This is a genomic window from Rhodococcus sp. IEGM 27, assembly GCF_033142305.1.
Taxonomy (GTDB): Bacteria; Actinomycetota; Actinomycetes; order Mycobacteriales; family Mycobacteriaceae; genus Rhodococcus_F; species Rhodococcus_F oxybenzonivorans.
In genome coordinates this window covers 668,522-682,223 of the sequence record NZ_JAWLSG010000003.1, presented here as the reverse complement: position 1 = coordinate 682,223, position 13,702 = coordinate 668,522, and the positions used below count along the sequence as shown (strand labels likewise).

The 13,702-nt window shown below is 65.0% G+C and carries 13 protein-coding genes and 1 pseudogene; 8 read left to right on the top strand and 6 right to left on the bottom strand.

The features are described from left to right. Window positions 1-96: 96 nt before the first annotated feature. Window positions 97-1,734 (bottom strand): sigma-54-dependent Fis family transcriptional regulator, encoded by a 1,638-nt coding sequence (locus tag R4P95_RS14085; RefSeq protein WP_317744132.1) that lies wholly within the window; start codon window positions 1,732-1,734, stop codon window positions 97-99. A gap of 165 nt (window positions 1,735-1,899) precedes the next feature. Further along, window positions 1,900-3,045: a lipase family protein gene (locus tag R4P95_RS14080; RefSeq protein WP_317744609.1), complete on the bottom strand. Its 1,146-nt coding sequence runs from the start codon at window positions 3,043-3,045 to the stop codon at window positions 1,900-1,902. 88 nt (window positions 3,046-3,133) lie between these two features. Here R4P95_RS14080 and R4P95_RS14075 point away from each other — a divergent pair, with 88 nt between their 5' ends. Next, the gene (locus tag R4P95_RS14075; RefSeq protein WP_317744133.1) at window positions 3,134-3,487 is read left to right on the top strand and encodes a TraR/DksA family transcriptional regulator; all 354 of its coding nucleotides are present in this window, start codon (window positions 3,134-3,136) and stop codon (window positions 3,485-3,487) included. A 71-nt stretch (window positions 3,488-3,558) separates the two neighbouring features. Here the strand turns inward: R4P95_RS14075 and R4P95_RS14070 are convergent, their stop codons facing one another. Continuing rightward, window positions 3,559-3,828 carry an ANTAR domain-containing protein gene (locus R4P95_RS14070; RefSeq protein ID WP_317769237.1) on the bottom strand — a complete coding sequence of 90 codons (270 nt, stop codon included), beginning with the start codon at window positions 3,826-3,828 and terminating at the stop codon, window positions 3,559-3,561. A 373-nt stretch (window positions 3,829-4,201) separates the two neighbouring features. Between R4P95_RS14070 and R4P95_RS14065 the strand changes: the two genes are divergently transcribed. From R4P95_RS14065 to R4P95_RS14055, 3 genes are read left to right on the top strand one after another with little or no spacing between them, the layout of a single operon-like run. Then, complete coding sequence (locus R4P95_RS14065; RefSeq protein WP_208960214.1) at window positions 4,202-4,420, top strand: ferredoxin; 219 nt, start codon at window positions 4,202-4,204, stop codon at window positions 4,418-4,420. After that, window positions 4,410-5,774, top strand: a complete 1,365-nt coding sequence (locus R4P95_RS14060) for an NAD(P)/FAD-dependent oxidoreductase (protein WP_317744136.1) — start codon at window positions 4,410-4,412, stop codon at window positions 5,772-5,774. Before R4P95_RS14065 ends, R4P95_RS14060 begins: the two co-directional genes overlap by 11 nt. A gap of 23 nt (window positions 5,775-5,797) precedes the next feature. Then, window positions 5,798-7,006 (top strand): cytochrome P450, encoded by a 1,209-nt coding sequence (locus R4P95_RS14055; RefSeq protein WP_317744137.1) that lies wholly within the window; start codon window positions 5,798-5,800, stop codon window positions 7,004-7,006. An 11-nt stretch (window positions 7,007-7,017) separates the two neighbouring features. On the opposite strand, the gene R4P95_RS14050 is transcribed toward R4P95_RS14055, so the two are convergent. The 3 genes and pseudogenes from R4P95_RS14050 to R4P95_RS14040 all read right to left on the bottom strand — a co-directional run bounded on the left by R4P95_RS14050 (window position 7,018) and on the right by R4P95_RS14040 (window position 9,520). Further along, complete coding sequence (locus R4P95_RS14050) at window positions 7,018-7,332, bottom strand: HNH endonuclease (protein WP_317756790.1); 315 nt, start codon at window positions 7,330-7,332, stop codon at window positions 7,018-7,020. Window positions 7,333-7,412: 80 nt separating this feature from the next. Beyond that, window positions 7,413-8,354, bottom strand: a pseudogene (locus R4P95_RS14045) (DUF222 domain-containing protein); the annotation flags it as partial. 218 nt (window positions 8,355-8,572) lie between these two features. Beyond that, window positions 8,573-9,520 (bottom strand): AraC family transcriptional regulator, encoded by a 948-nt coding sequence (locus R4P95_RS14040; protein ID WP_317744139.1) that lies wholly within the window; start codon window positions 9,518-9,520, stop codon window positions 8,573-8,575. Between the two features lie 240 nt (window positions 9,521-9,760). On the opposite strand from R4P95_RS14040, the gene R4P95_RS14035 reads away from it, so the two are divergent. The 4 genes from R4P95_RS14035 to R4P95_RS14020 all read left to right on the top strand — a co-directional run bounded on the left by R4P95_RS14035 (window position 9,761) and on the right by R4P95_RS14020 (window position 13,699). After that, window positions 9,761-10,333, top strand: coding sequence for a flavin reductase family protein (locus tag R4P95_RS14035; protein WP_213576117.1), 573 nt, complete (start codon window positions 9,761-9,763; stop codon window positions 10,331-10,333). 22 nt (window positions 10,334-10,355) lie between these two features. Continuing rightward, a complete protein-coding gene (locus R4P95_RS14030) occupies window positions 10,356-11,972 on the top strand; it encodes a 4-hydroxyphenylacetate 3-hydroxylase family protein (RefSeq protein ID WP_317744140.1) in 1,617 nt (538 codons plus the stop codon). A gap of 21 nt (window positions 11,973-11,993) precedes the next feature. Next, window positions 11,994-12,842: a catechol 1,2-dioxygenase gene (gene catA / locus R4P95_RS14025; RefSeq protein ID WP_317744141.1), complete on the top strand. Its 849-nt coding sequence runs from the start codon at window positions 11,994-11,996 to the stop codon at window positions 12,840-12,842. Between the two features lie 71 nt (window positions 12,843-12,913). Further along, complete coding sequence (locus R4P95_RS14020; RefSeq protein ID WP_317744142.1) at window positions 12,914-13,699, top strand: alpha/beta hydrolase; 786 nt, start codon at window positions 12,914-12,916, stop codon at window positions 13,697-13,699. Window positions 13,700-13,702: the final 3 nt, after the last annotated feature.

Sequence of the window (13,702 nt, the reverse complement as noted above, 5' to 3'; positions counted from 1 at the left end):
ATGTGACGTGGCTCATAGTGCACTGGTTGCCATATCACTAACTGTCCTGACTTCGGACACCTCCGGACGGTCGCGGATCGGTGGATGAAACTGCAGCTAGACGGGGATATCGAGGGCTCGGATCCGGACGTAGAGCGTGCTGCGGCTGATGCCCAGCGCGGCCGCGGCATGCACCTTGTTGCCGCCGCATTCCTCCAGTGCGTCGACGATGGCCTGGCGTTCGGCGCGCTCACGTCCGGCGAGACGGGTCACTCGCTGCGGCGTCCGATACGACTCCGGCAGATCGGAGACAGCGATGTTCGCGCTGGTGCGTCGCCGCACCGCAGTCCGCAGGACGACGGACAGCTCGGCGAGATTCCCGGGCCACTCGCGGGCCACGAGCGCTTCGATCGTGCTTGCCGTGAGGCACAATCCGGGTTCCAGCGCGTCGAGAATCGCCTGCGCGATGTCCGCGAACTCGCGGCTGCGTTGCCGCAACGGCGGGAGCACCACCTGTCCGGAACACCGACCGATCAACCCGGCAACGCTCGGTGGGACACTGTCGAGAGGTGTACTCGTCAGGACGATGCGCGGCCCTGCTTCCGATTCGAGCATCTTCGCGAGAAGCGGTTGCATCGACTCGGGAAGCAGCTGCACCTCTTCGATCCCGAGGACGTCCACCGAACTGGATGCCAGCGTCACCAGCCTGTCGAGCCATCGCTGCGTGCCGTCGAGCGCGATGCCGGCAGCGTCCATATATACGAGCGACTTGTCACCGGCGAGGTCGCGAATCGCGGTGGTTCTGCCGGTGCCCGGCTCACCGCTGATGACCACCGGTTCCCTGGTGTCCCGCAGCCGTGCGAGTTCAGACCTGCTGCGCTGCAGCACCGAACTGGACGCCAATCTCCCGCGGCGAATCGGCGTGGTGGTCCGATGTTCCGGGCGCACGACGAACACCGCCCCGCCCTCCGTGCCCTCGACGTAGTCGGCCTGCACCATCGCCGCTTCACCGGATGACAGTCGAATACGAGCCGTCTTCGACTGATCGGGGCGCAGATCTGCGACCATGCTGCGAAGCGTCGCATGGTCGGCTACCTGGAGAAGGTCCAGCGCGACCCGATTACTGAGATGAATGTCCTCGCCGATCGCGGTGACCGCGAGCTGATTCTGGGGCGAGACACGCTGGAACGCGTCTACCAGGCGCTGTTGTGACACCCGAGACCCCTCGAGCAGCCGTCGTTCGATGTCACTCGCCGCGCGCGCGAGGAACGGGGCGAAGAGCGGGTTTGCCCGGGCAGCGGTCCCCGTCATGTCGAGGATGCCTTCCACCCGGCGAGTCACTGGATGGACGATGGGGTGGCCGTAACAACTGAAGTCCTTGAACCGTTCGAGGTAATGCTCGTCGCGGTGAATGACGACGCCACGGCGGATCTCGAGCGGCGTGCCCAGCGCCGTCGTTCCGACACAGTCCTCACCGAATCGTGTGCCCAGCACAGCGCCGGCCGCGTCGATCATCCGCTCGACCTTGGCCCCGTCGAAGAGCCTGGCCACTATGCGGCAGTCGCGGTCAGCGAGGAGAACGCAGAAGCCGGTGCCCTGGATCTGGGATTCCATTTCGGTGAGGATGGGCCGCGCGGCCTGCAGTAACCGGCTCGATCCGTCGAGGTCGCTGCAGGGATCGGCGTCCGGCGTCGAACTCGGTTCCAGGCCGCTGAGCGCCGACCGCTTCCACGACAATGCGATTTCGGGCCGCATTGCCGCAGACCCTGTCGAGCCGCCGAATACCACCCTCGCCTCCTTGGCCTGTGCGGGGCCGTGCACACGAAGAACGCCCCCTCCTGAACGTACCGACAGCCTGTGACCCACGCCATAGTGCCGTGCGGCCGGGTCCGTAAGTGTCCGAGATCTGCACACGTGCCGCTATCCGGCGAAGAGTTCTCTCACGAACGGGATGGTGTCCGCCTGGGACTCGATCAACGTGCCGCTGTGATCGGTGGGATAGGTCTTGAACGTCAGCGGCTCGCCGTTCGCAGTGAGTGCCGCCACCAGGGAGAACGCCGAAGGAGCAGGAACGTCGATGTCCGTGAGTCCTTGCCCGATGAACAGCGGGCGGTCGTAACCACTCGTGGGCACACCCATGTAGTCCCCCAACAACGGGTAGAAGTTCGGGATCTCGTTCAGCGGCCTACTGAAGAGGTCACCGACGATCACCCCCTCGGCGGCCTCGTGCATCTCGTGGACGCACAAATGCTCGGCGGCGTCGACATACTGCGCACCGAGTGGGGTGAGGTAGGCGTCGAGGCCGATCTCGGGATGAGCCGAGCGCAGGCCGGCCAGGATGTAGAACAGATACGACGTGAGCCCTGCCGGAATGGCGGTCGGGGGAACTCCGGGACCGAGCGGCAGCAATGCCAACTCGATGTTCGCAGGGACGCCGGTACCGACGGCGCCGCGGTAGTCGAGCGACTTCCCGCCATACTCCGTCGCATAGCGCCCGGTGATGACAGCGGCCCCGCCGCCCTGAGACTGGCCGACCACCACCCACTTGTTCGACAGCGAATCGTCGACGGCGCGCGCAGCCTTCACGGAGTCGACGACGCTGTGCGCCTCTACCTTGCCGTCGAGATAGGGCATCACTCCCGGCGTGCCCAGCCCGACATAGTCGGTGGAGACGATGGCATATCCCTGCTCGAGCCAGCGCCCGAGGTACGGATAATCCCGCTCGGGCAGGGCCGGCCCGACGAGAGAGGGAGCGCAGTGATCGGCCAGACCCGAAGTGCCGTGCGCCCACGCGACCACTGGCCAGCCACCGTCGGGCGCCTCGCCGGGGGGCACGTACATCGCCTCCGTGCTGAGTGCAGGATCGCCGTCCGGGCCGATCGACCAGTAGGTGATGCGCTGCGCGTCGGCGGCACCGGGAATCCATAGAGCGGATGGGAGCGGAGCCACTTCCACGACATCACCGGGTGCCCCGGCGGCATCGTCTGCGAACGCGGAAGGGGCGGCGAGGCACGTGCCGACCATCGTCAGGGAGGCTACGGTCACACTCGCGGCCGCCCGTGACATACGTATGAGGGGTCTCTTCACCGACTCACCGTAGAAGGGGTTATAGCGTCGACACCAGCACTTCCATCGACCATCGGAGGACGACGCCGTGACGCTCGACTCGTCTGCTCCCGACTACCGCGCCCGGATCCTGGCCGAACAGGCCGATGCGGAGCGTCGGCTCGCGTCGCTGAGAAGGCGCTTCACCGCCATCGTCGAAGGATCGGAATTCACCACGGACGACGACGAGCACGACCCGGAAGGGTCGACCATCGCGTTCGAACGGGCCCAGGTCTCGGCCCTGCTCACCGATGCACGCCGGGACGTGGAAGAGCTGACGGCCGCGCTGGCGCGACTCGAAGCCGGAACCTACGGCACGTGCATCCGGTGCGGAAGGTCGATCGCCGACGTCCGACTCGACGCACTTCCCGCCGTCCGCACCTGCATCGAGTGCTCGGGCTGACGCGCGTGCCGTAGCCTCGTTCAGCGCTTGATCGGGGTCAGTGGAGGATCGAAATCAGTGCAGGATCGAAATCAGTGGAGGATCGAGGCCCACGCCCGGCCTGCCACCTCGCATGCTCGCCGATGACCGTCGGGCGGGTCTACGCCCTCCGCAAGATCGGCGAGTGCTTCCGCCAGGTCTCCGATATCCACCTGATGTCGCATCGAGGTATCGAGCAGTTCGTCGAATGCTTGGTCCGGGCTGTACGAGTCCCCTCGCGCGTCGGTCAGGATTTCTATCGCTGCATCCAACGCGGAAAGGTGGCGCGTTTCGCGGGTGTCGCGGTGAGCTTCAATTGTCAATCTTTCGCCCCAGAGTTGTCGCTGCTCGGCGTTTTCCGATCATGTGTGGGCACATCACATCACGATTGGTGCCGATTCGTCGCCTATTTCCCCGCAACAGCCAAAGTTGTTTCCGGACAGTGACATACGCCAGCTCCGAAACTACTTGTAACCGCCGTTCTTACCGAGGGGTTCTACTCGGCGGTATTCCTCGCACGCGTGCGGGAGGATCGGTACGACAGTTCTGAACAACTCCAGAACAGCGGATCCGAACCATACAGACCGTCCGCTCCGGGATACTGGCAACCGGCGGCATTTTCGCCGGTTTCGAACGGGCGGCCGTGCGCCGCGCTGTCCCAGTGGACGCCTCGGCAACGGAACTGTTCAGGATCGGGTGATGGACGTGAAACTCGTCGTCGACCTCAATCGGTGCCAGGGATACGCACAGTGCGTATTTCTCGCACCGCGTGTCTTCACGCTGCACGGCGAGGAGTCCCTTCTCTACGACGCCGGACCGGACGACGGCGAACGGGAGCGGGTCTCGCAGGCCGCGGCCGCCTGCCCGGTGCAGGCCATCACCACCGACATTCGGCCGCAGTCGCATGAGCAGTGACATGCGGGTCGTCATCGTCGGTGCATCGCTCGCCGGCTTACGCGCAGCGGACGAGTTACGACGACTGGGGTTCGACGGCCCACTGACCATGATCGGTGACGAACCCTACGAACCGTACGATCGGCCACCACTGTCGAAAGCGGTGTTGCTCGGGATCATGCCGCCAGAACACGCGACGCTGCCCGCCCGGACCGACCTCGACGCCAAGTGGAGACTCGGTGTCCCGGCAACCGCTCTGGACCTCGAGGACAACCGGGTCGTGCTCGGCGACGGCGACAGCGTCTCCTTCGACAAGGTTCTGCTCACGACCGGGGTGCGGGCACGCCCGTGGCCGAAGGCGGAGGAAAGCGGCCTCGACGGTGTCTTCACGGTTCGCACCTTGGACGACTCGCGGCGCCTCGACGAACGGCTGTCTGCGGGTCCCGGTCATGTGCTGGTCATCGGTGCCGGATTCACCGGTTCGGAGATCGCATCGGTGTGCCGCGAGCGCGGGTTGTCGGTCACGGTCACCGAACGTGGACCGGCACCGCTGGTGGGCGCCCTCGGCGGGGTTGTCGCGGCCGTCGCCGCTGACATGCAGCGCGACCACGGTGTCGACCTACGCTGCGGCATCACCGTTGCGCGATTGGAAGGTGACGGGCAGGGCCGACTGCGCCAGGCACACCTGTCGGACGGAACAGCCCTCGACGTCGATGTGGCCGTCGTCGCTCAGGGCAGCATCCGGAACACCGAATGGTTGGCCGGGTCCGGTCTCGCCGCGGGACCACGGGGAGTGGCCTGCGACGCCGGCTGCCGCGCGTTCGACCTCAACGGGCTCGTCACCGACAACGTTTTCGTGGCCGGTGACATTGCCCGGCAACCACATCCGCTCTACGACTACCAACTGATCGCGCTCGAGCATTGGGGCAACGCCATCGGGCAAGCGGAGGTGGCTGCCCACAACATGATTCACGAGGGGTTGCACCGCCGCCCTCATCTCGACATTCCGGCGTTCTGGTCCAGCCAGTTCGGGGTCAACATCAAATCGGTCGGTATCCCCACCTATTCCGATCAGGTGGTCGTCACCCAGGGGTCGGTCGAGGAACGTCGATTCGTCGCCGCCTACGGTTTCCGTGGACGCCTCACCGCGGCAGTCGCGTTCAACCACGGCAGGTGGCTGGACTTCTACCGCGACCTCATCGAATCGGCGGCTGCCTTTCCGCCCGACTTCGCCGTGATGGATCGGACCGATCCCTGGGAGGTGCGGTCGTCGGAGCTGCCCGACCCCGCCATTCTGAGCCACGGCCCGACCGTGTCTGTGACCGGACATCTGCCCACCGAGCGCCACGTCGAGTTCGTCGCGGCACCGAAGTAACCGAAGCAACAGGGAGACTCGTCATGTCGCGTGCGCAGTTGCTCGAACGCATCACCGACCAGTCGAATCGAGCGAACCCATATCCCTTGTACGAGGAACTTCGCGAGACACCGGCGGCGCTGCAGGACAACGGTTCCTACCTCGTCGGACGATATTACGACGTCGCCGCGCTGCTGCACGATCCGCGTATCAGTTCCGACTTGCACAACCGCCGTGCAGGAATGCCCGGGGCCGATCGGGCCGACAACGGTGGACCGGCATTCATCCGTTTGGACCCGCCCGAGCACGACCGGCTTCGGCGATTGACGACGCGGCAGTTCGGACCGCCACACATGCCCGGCAGGGTCGACTCCATGCGCGGAGAACTCGCGGACCTCGTGACCGCCCTTGTCGACAACCTCGAGGGAAAGGACCGCATCGATCTCGTCGACGACTTCGCGTACCCCTTCCCGGTGTCCGTGATCTGCCGACTGCTGGGTGTCCCCCGCGAAGAGGAACCGCGTTTTCACGTGTGGGCGGATGCGCTGGTGGCCTCCATCGAGCCGACCCGCGATTCGGACAGCGACGCGAAGATGAAGGCAGCTCAGCAGGCACAGATGGAAATGGGCATGTTCATGGCCGGGCTGATCGAGGAACGCCGAAAGAATCCGGGTGACGACATGTTGTCCGGGTTGGCGGCCGACCACCATGAGGGCGGTCTCGACACCCTCGAGTTGGTCACCAATTCGATCATGTTGTTCATCGCCGGCCATGAGACGACCGTCAATCTCATCACCAATGGAATGCTCACCCTGCTCCGCAATCCGGGCGAGCTGGATCGCCTGAAGCGCCATCCGGAGCTGATGCCTCTGGCGGTCGAGGAGTTGCTGCGGTTCGAACCGCCCGTCCATTTGGTTCCCCAGCGAACCCCGATCGTCGACATCGAGGTCGGCGGCGTGACCGTGCCGAAGGGTTCACCGATCGTCCTGGCTTTGGCCTCCGCCAACCGGGATCCGGAGCGGTTCACCGACCCCGACCGGTTCGTTCCCGACCGCGCCGACAACCAGCACCTCGGCTTGGGCAGCGGCATACACAGCTGTTTCGGCGCACCACTCGCCCGGCTCGAAGGTCAGATGGCGCTCAATGAACTGATCCGCCGACTCCCGAACCCGCGCCTCGTGGAGGACCCGCCGCCGTACCGACCCAACCCGGTGCTGCGCGGTCCTCGGCACCTCATGGTGGATTGCGGGTAATTCCTGCTGCATCACCCTGCACCTCGCTCTGTTCGGTGCAGACTCCGGCCTCGTGTTCCACCCGCCCGCGCATGCTCGATCAGTTCACCGGGGTGGTGCCGGTGATTGATTCGCGGAGCTCGTGCGGGATCGATCTGCGGTGGTGGGATCCATTCGGTCCTGCCCGGAAATTCTGAATCAGGCCGGGTTGATGTGGTGTTCCAGCCGGCTGAGCCATCGTTGACCTGTGCGTGGCACGCATCGCATGCGAGGGTGAGGTTGTCGATGTCGGTCCTGCCGCCTTTCTGCCAGTCGGTGTGGCGCACAGACTGGCCGGCGCGGCGCATCCCGGACGGGTGCATCCACCGTCGGAAGCGATCAGTGCAAGCCGCTGATCGGCATTGGCGAGCCGGCGACGTCTACCGAGGCGGAGAGGACGACCGGAATGGTCGAACAGTACGAGAACTGGATGAGCATGCTCGGCGAGCTTCAATGCGTCCTCGAGGGGTAGGAGGCCACCGCTCGCTGTCGTCGCGAGACCGCCTGCGGCCTTTTCGAGTTGATCCAGCGTCATCATGATGATCGCGGTGACGGGCAGGCCGCGATGTCTGCCGAGTACCCCCGTTTCGAGCAGTGCCCGGAATATGGCACTGAACGCGTCATGGTTACGTTGGGCCGCCGAGCGGGTGTCGTGCGCCGCCGCCGCTGCGAGTGCTGTGCGATCGAGTGTGGGGTCTTCGCTGTCACCAGTCGGTGATTCCGGATCGCCGGGGTTGTTCATTCCGGGGCGGGCCCATTTGGCGAGGATCGGGTCGAGCAACGCTCGCGCCGTGGGGTCGAGTTCACCGGAGATTCTCGACATCAGTTCCGAATCCTGCCGCGCGAGCGAGATGCCGCGTCTGCGCCTGCGGTCACGGTCGTCACCGAGGTTTCCGTCTGGGTTGAGGTACGCGAGGATCCGGTGCCCGGCCTGCTCGACGTCCTCGGGTGTCCCGGTTCGCGCCAGCTGGCCCAGGATCGATTCGGCGTGGGAAACGTCGTCGTTGCCGACAGCGTGCGGGATCTTCCGCATCACCTTGGCCACTGCGCGCGCGTGTCCGAGACCGATGTCGCCGTCACGTTGCGCTGCAGCAGTTTCCGGCAGTGATGGGTCGATCGAATCACCGGCCAACGTATGCCACCCGCCGAGGCTCCGCGCTGCCGTGACGCGGGCGGATGCGTCCACCGCAGACACACGGAGAACATCGACTAGTAATTTGTTCGGCGAGTTGTATCCGAGCGCGGCCGGTATCGAGCGTTCGACACTCTCGACGACCAACCGATGTGACACCGCGTCGGCGCGGCGCAGCGACTGCTCCAACCGCCGCATGGCCTCGAGCACGTCGGCGTCGCGCAGTGCCGTCAAATCGCTTCCGAGGAGCGCGTCAATAGACGCAGACAACGTCGACAGCTGCTCTGCCACCGGACTATTCAACACTGAGCTAATCAACAATGAGTTATTGAGCACTGCGCTATTCACCGACCCCCCAGTCGAATTGACGAGTGCAACACTACCCCAGGGTCCGACACGTTCCGCAGATCAACGCGTCAGGACTCCCCGCCCCGCAGGGTGTCGGACGGCGTCACCCCGTACTTGCGCCGGTAGGCGGCCGCGAATCTGCCGGTGTGCATGACACCCCAGCGCGAAGCGACGTCGGAAACCGTTGTCGGAGAGCAGCTTGCACAAAGGTCTGCGTGGACGCGCTCGAGCCGGACGTCGCTGAGATATTCCATCGGCGTCATGCCCACGTATTCGCGGAATCCCTGCTGCATGCGGCGGACGCTGACGTCGACGAGTTCGGCCATCTCGCCCGCTGTCCAGGGGCGGGCGGGGTCTTGTTGGATCGCGTCGACCACCCGTTTGACGATGCGCGGTCGGATACCCGATACGCCGGCGTCGTCATCTGGCATCGCGGCGAGCACCAGCGCGGTGGTGAGTGCACCGCAGAGCTGCCGCGACACCTGCTCGCTCTGCAGGAGGATGCTGTTGTGCAACGCCTGGTCGGCGACGGATCGGACGAATCCCAGCCATTCGGCGCCCGCGCCGGACCGCAGATCGAGTTGCCGCGGCAACTGCCGGCCCGGCCTTGCGAGTACGCGATCCATCTCCCGCTGCAAATAGTTTCGCTCCACCTTGAAACCGATGATTTCGCAGGAGCTACTCCAGTCGGTGATCACGGTGCGGGTGTCAGGTGGGCAGATGGTCGCGAATCCTGGCGTCGAGGTCACTTCCCTCGCACCGGTGACGGACACGATGTGGCCGGCCAGCGGGATGTTGATGCCGTATGCGCCCGGGTGGTCGGATTCGATCGACACGGCCGCGCCGAACCCGATTCGCGCGAGCCGGGAGGGGCCGAGTTCGGCGGACTCGAGCGATGACCTTGCCGCGTCGTCCCGGGACAGCGGACGCAGGTCGTGAGGGAAGTACGCGTCGGCCACCACCTCGTGGACTTCGTCCCAGTCCGTGAAACCCGAACCCACCAGCTGTTCTCGCATGCCTGCTTCCAGACCTCTCACCTCGCGCTACGGCCGCGCACGGGCAATTCCCGACCTTAGCATCGCCTGTGATGTCCGTCACTACAAGGGCGTGGACGCCGGCCCCGGCAACTCTCTTTCGCGATCCGGATCGCGCCTTCGCAATGCGGATCGACGGGTTGTGACGGCCGTCATATGTTGTGTGCATGCCCCGGAAATGCAGGGGCGTTCGCACGAATCGTGCAGAAAGGCGGTCTCGAAATGGATCAACGCACTCTGCGTAACATCTTCGGCCAGTTCGCCAGCGGCGTCACCGTGATCACGTGCACCAACGCAGACGGCACTCCGCACGGAGCTACTGTCACGGCCTTCACCGCCATCTCGATCGAGCCTCGGCTGTGCCAGGTGACGCTGACCCGGAAATCGAAGGCGTGCGGCTACTTGACCGACGCACCGTTCGCGGTGAACATCCTCGCCGCCGATCAACTCGCCACGGCCATGCACTTCGCCGGGAAGCCGCAACGGACGGAACCGGTGTGGGACTCCGCGGGTATCGCTCCCGCACTGTCCGGCAACGCAGCAACGCTGATCTGCTCACCCTGGGCCTCCTACGACGGCGGTGACCACATCATCTTTATCGGCGAGATCGTCGACGCGTCCGTCGACTCGACCAAAGATCCGCTGCTGTTCTACCGCAGTACTTTTCATGACCTGGGAGCCACTTCAGGTACCACGGCGTGGAACGGCTGCCTCGACGACCCTCACAGCGGATGGTTCGACGCCGCCGCCTCGTTCACTCCGCTCCACCTGCAACTCGCCCAGGCTGCCTCGTAATTCTGATCAAGAGAGGAACACCATGACCACCACCGAATCCGCCCCCGAGACCGCCGTCGACCGCACCAAGGTCAACGTGGCCGCCGACAGCGAGGCCAACCGCACGAAGAACTTCGCGTCGCGGCCCATGACCGGTGACGAATACATCGAGTCGCTGCGCGACGACCGCGAGATCTACCTCCACGGCGAGCGAGTAAAGGACGTCACCACCCACCCGGCGTTCCGGAACCCCATTCGCATGACCGCGCGTCTCTACGACGCGATGCACACCGGCGAGCACGTCGACACATTGACAACACCCACCGACACCGGAAACGGAGGCGTCACCATGCCGTTCTTCCGGGCGTCGAAGACTTCGGACGACCTGCTGAAGGACCGCGACGCCATCGCCACCTGGGCACGGATGACCTACGGCTGGATGGGCCGGTCCCCCGACTACAAGGCCTCCTTCCTCGGAACCTTGCACGCGAACAAGGAGCTGTACTCACCGTTCCAGGACAACGCCGAACGCTGGTACAAGGAGTCACAGGAGAAGGTCCTGTATTGGAACCACGCCATCATCAACCCGCCGGTCGACCGGCAGCTGCCTCCGGACGAGGTCGGCGACGTGTTCATGAAGGTGGAGAAGGAAACCGACGCAGGCATCATCGTCTCCGGTGCCAAGGTGGTTGCGACCGGTTCGGCTATCACCAACTACAACTTCATCGCCCACTACGGTCTGCCGATCAAGAAGAAGGAATTCGCGCTCATCTGCACGGTGCCGATGGACGCCCCGGGCGTGAAGCTGATCTGCCGCACGTCCTACACGCAGCAGGCGGCGGTGATGGGAAGCCCGTTCGACTACCCCCTGTCGAGCCGGATGGACGAGAACGACACGATCTTCGTCTTCGACAAGGTACTCGTGCCGTGGGAGAACGTTTTCATGTACGGCGACGTGGAGAAGATCAACGCTTTCTTCCCGCAGTCGGGCTTCCTGCCGCGCTTCACCCTGCAGGGGTGCACGCGACTCGCCGTGAAGCTCGACTTCATCGCCGGACTTCTGATGAAGGCGCTCGACGCCACCGGAGCGGGCGGTTTCCGAGGGGTACAGACCCGCGTCGGTGAAGTGATCGGCTGGCGCAACTTGTTCTGGTCCCTCACCGAATCGATGGTCCGCGACCCGGAGCCGTGGGTGGGCGACACGGTCATCCCCAAGCTCGAGTACGGCCTCACCTACCGCATGTTCATGCAGCAGGGTTACCCCCGCATCAAGGAGATCATCGAGCAGGATGTGGCATCCGGGCTGATCTATCTGCCGTCGTCGGCCGCCGACTTCAAGAGTCCCGATGTGCGTCCGTACCTCGACAAGTACGTCCGCGGGTCGGAGGGCATGACCGCGGTCGACCGCGTCAAGATCATGAAGGCGCTGTGGGATTCGATCGGCAGCGAGTTCGGTGGCCGCCACGAACTGTACGAACGCAACTACGCCGGCAACCACGAAGGCGTCAAGGCGGAACTGCTCATGTTCGCCGAGAACCGGGGAACCGTCAGCTCCATGAAGGGCCTGGCCGAGCAGTGCCTGGCCGAGTACGACCTCGACGGCTGGACGGTGCCGGACCTGATCGGCAACGACGATGTCTCCTACTTCGGCCGCAGCTAGCCCCTCAGACCAGGAGAGAATATGACCACCACCGACAGCCCCACCGCGGTCGGCTCCGGCAACGCCGCGACGGACAAATTCAAGGGCGCCAGATTCACGGCCGATACCTCGCCGGAGCGTCTGTCGGCCATCGCCACCGAGGCGCTCGCCGGATTGAGCGCGCTGATCAAGAAGCATGCCGTCACCTATCCGGAGTACCGCGTCCTCAAGCAGTGGCTCATCGATGTGGGCGAGGGCGGCGAGTGGCCGCTACTTCTCGACGTGTTCGTCGAGCACGACATCGAAGAGGTGAACTCGCGGAACTTCAAGGGCACCAAAGGAAGCATCGAGGGGCCGTACTACGTTCCCGGAGCCCCACAGCTCCCGGCCCGGTGCACGCTTCCGATGCGCGACGAAGATCGGGGGCACCCGGCGCTGGTCCTCCGTGGTCAGGTGACCGACCTGGACGGCGCAGGACTCAGCGGGGCAACCATCGAGTTGTGGCATGCTGACGACGAAGGCTACTACTCTCAGTTCGCGCCCCACCTCCCGGAGTGGAATCTGCGCGGCACCATCGTGACCGACTCGGAGGGAAGATACGAGATCACGACTATTCAGCCTGCGCCGTACCAGATCCCGACCGACGGACCCACCGGCAAGTTCATCGAGGCTGCCGGGTGGCACCCGTGGCGTCCGGCGCATCTCCACCTGCGGGTGACCTCTCCCGGCAAGCGGCCGATCATCACGCAGCTGTACTTTGCCGGTGGGGACTGGGTCGACGACGATGTCGCGACTGCGACCAAACCCGAACTGCTGCTCGATCCAGTGATCGACGACGCGGGACGTAAGGTGGTCGACTACGACTTCGCGCTCGATCCCGCCACGGACTGATACCCACCATCTCCCCGGGTGAGGCGATGCGAATCGCCTCACCCGGGGCATTGCTATACAGGACAGGAAGCATGATGACAGGCAGAACGACCGAGTTCATGCACACTCGCGACGCGGTGATCGAGGTCGTCGTCGAGGGGAACGGTCCGTCGGTAATTCTCCTGCCCTCGCTGGGCCGAGAATCGTACGACTATGACGACGTCGCAGAGGGTTTGGCGCAAAACGGGCACCGCGTCTCCCGCCCGCAGCCGCGCGGAATCGGCCGGAGCGAAGGACCGCTCGACAACATCACCTTGCATGACCTCGCCGCCGACGTGGCGGCAGTGATCGAGGCGCAGGACAACGGCGCGGCAGTGGTGGTCGGCCATGCCTTCGGGCATTACGTCGCCCGGATGCTGGCGGCCGACCGGCCGGAGCTGGTGCGCGGCGTCGTGGTCGCGGCGGGTGGGGCGCGACACTATCCTGCCGAGTTGACCACGCTGGCGGTGCGGTGCGCCGACTCGTCCCTGCCCGAATCCGAGCGGCTCCGCCATCTGCAGACCGGGTTCTTCGCACCGGGCAACGACCCTGCCGAGTGGCTCACCGGCTGGTACCCGGACGTGTCGAAGAGGCAGCTCGCAGCCTCGGCCGCTACACCCAAAGACGAGTGGTGGGCCGTGGCGTATCAGCCGATTCTCGACCTTCAGGCAGCTCTGGACCCGTTTCGACCCCGTGAGACGGCGAACGAATTGCGGGACCAGTTGGGCGAAGTGGTCACCGTGTCCGTCATCCCGAACGCCAGTCACGCACTACTGCCGGAAGCGCCCGCACAGGTTGTGCGGGCGCTTACCGACTGGATTCGGACTCTCGACAGCTGAGTG

What these genes read in the sequence shown, in the direction of transcription:
- R4P95_RS14055 (WP_317744137.1), top strand. Translation starts at nt 5,798, where the DNA reads ATGTCGCGTGCGCAGTTGCTCGAACGCATCACCGACCAGTCGAATCGA.
- R4P95_RS14085 (WP_317744132.1), bottom strand. Translation starts at nt 1,734, where the DNA reads ATGCGGCCCGAAATCGCATTGTCGTGGAAGCGGTCGGCGCTCAGCGGC.
- R4P95_RS14020 (WP_317744142.1), top strand. Translation starts at nt 12,914, where the DNA reads ATGATGACAGGCAGAACGACCGAGTTCATGCACACTCGCGACGCGGTG.
- R4P95_RS14080 (WP_317744609.1), bottom strand. Translation starts at nt 3,045, where the DNA reads ATGTCACGGGCGGCCGCGAGTGTGACCGTAGCCTCCCTGACGATGGTC.
- R4P95_RS14060 (WP_317744136.1), top strand. Translation starts at nt 4,410, where the DNA reads ATGAGCAGTGACATGCGGGTCGTCATCGTCGGTGCATCGCTCGCCGGC.
- R4P95_RS14050 (WP_317756790.1), bottom strand. Translation starts at nt 7,332, where the DNA reads ATGCGCCGCGCCGGCCAGTCTGTGCGCCACACCGACTGGCAGAAAGGC.
- catA (WP_317744141.1), top strand. Translation starts at nt 11,994, where the DNA reads ATGACCACCACCGACAGCCCCACCGCGGTCGGCTCCGGCAACGCCGCG.
- R4P95_RS14030 (WP_317744140.1), top strand. Translation starts at nt 10,356, where the DNA reads ATGACCACCACCGAATCCGCCCCCGAGACCGCCGTCGACCGCACCAAG.
- R4P95_RS14040 (WP_317744139.1), bottom strand. Translation starts at nt 9,520, where the DNA reads ATGCGAGAACAGCTGGTGGGTTCGGGTTTCACGGACTGGGACGAAGTC.
- R4P95_RS14035 (WP_213576117.1), top strand. Translation starts at nt 9,761, where the DNA reads ATGGATCAACGCACTCTGCGTAACATCTTCGGCCAGTTCGCCAGCGGC.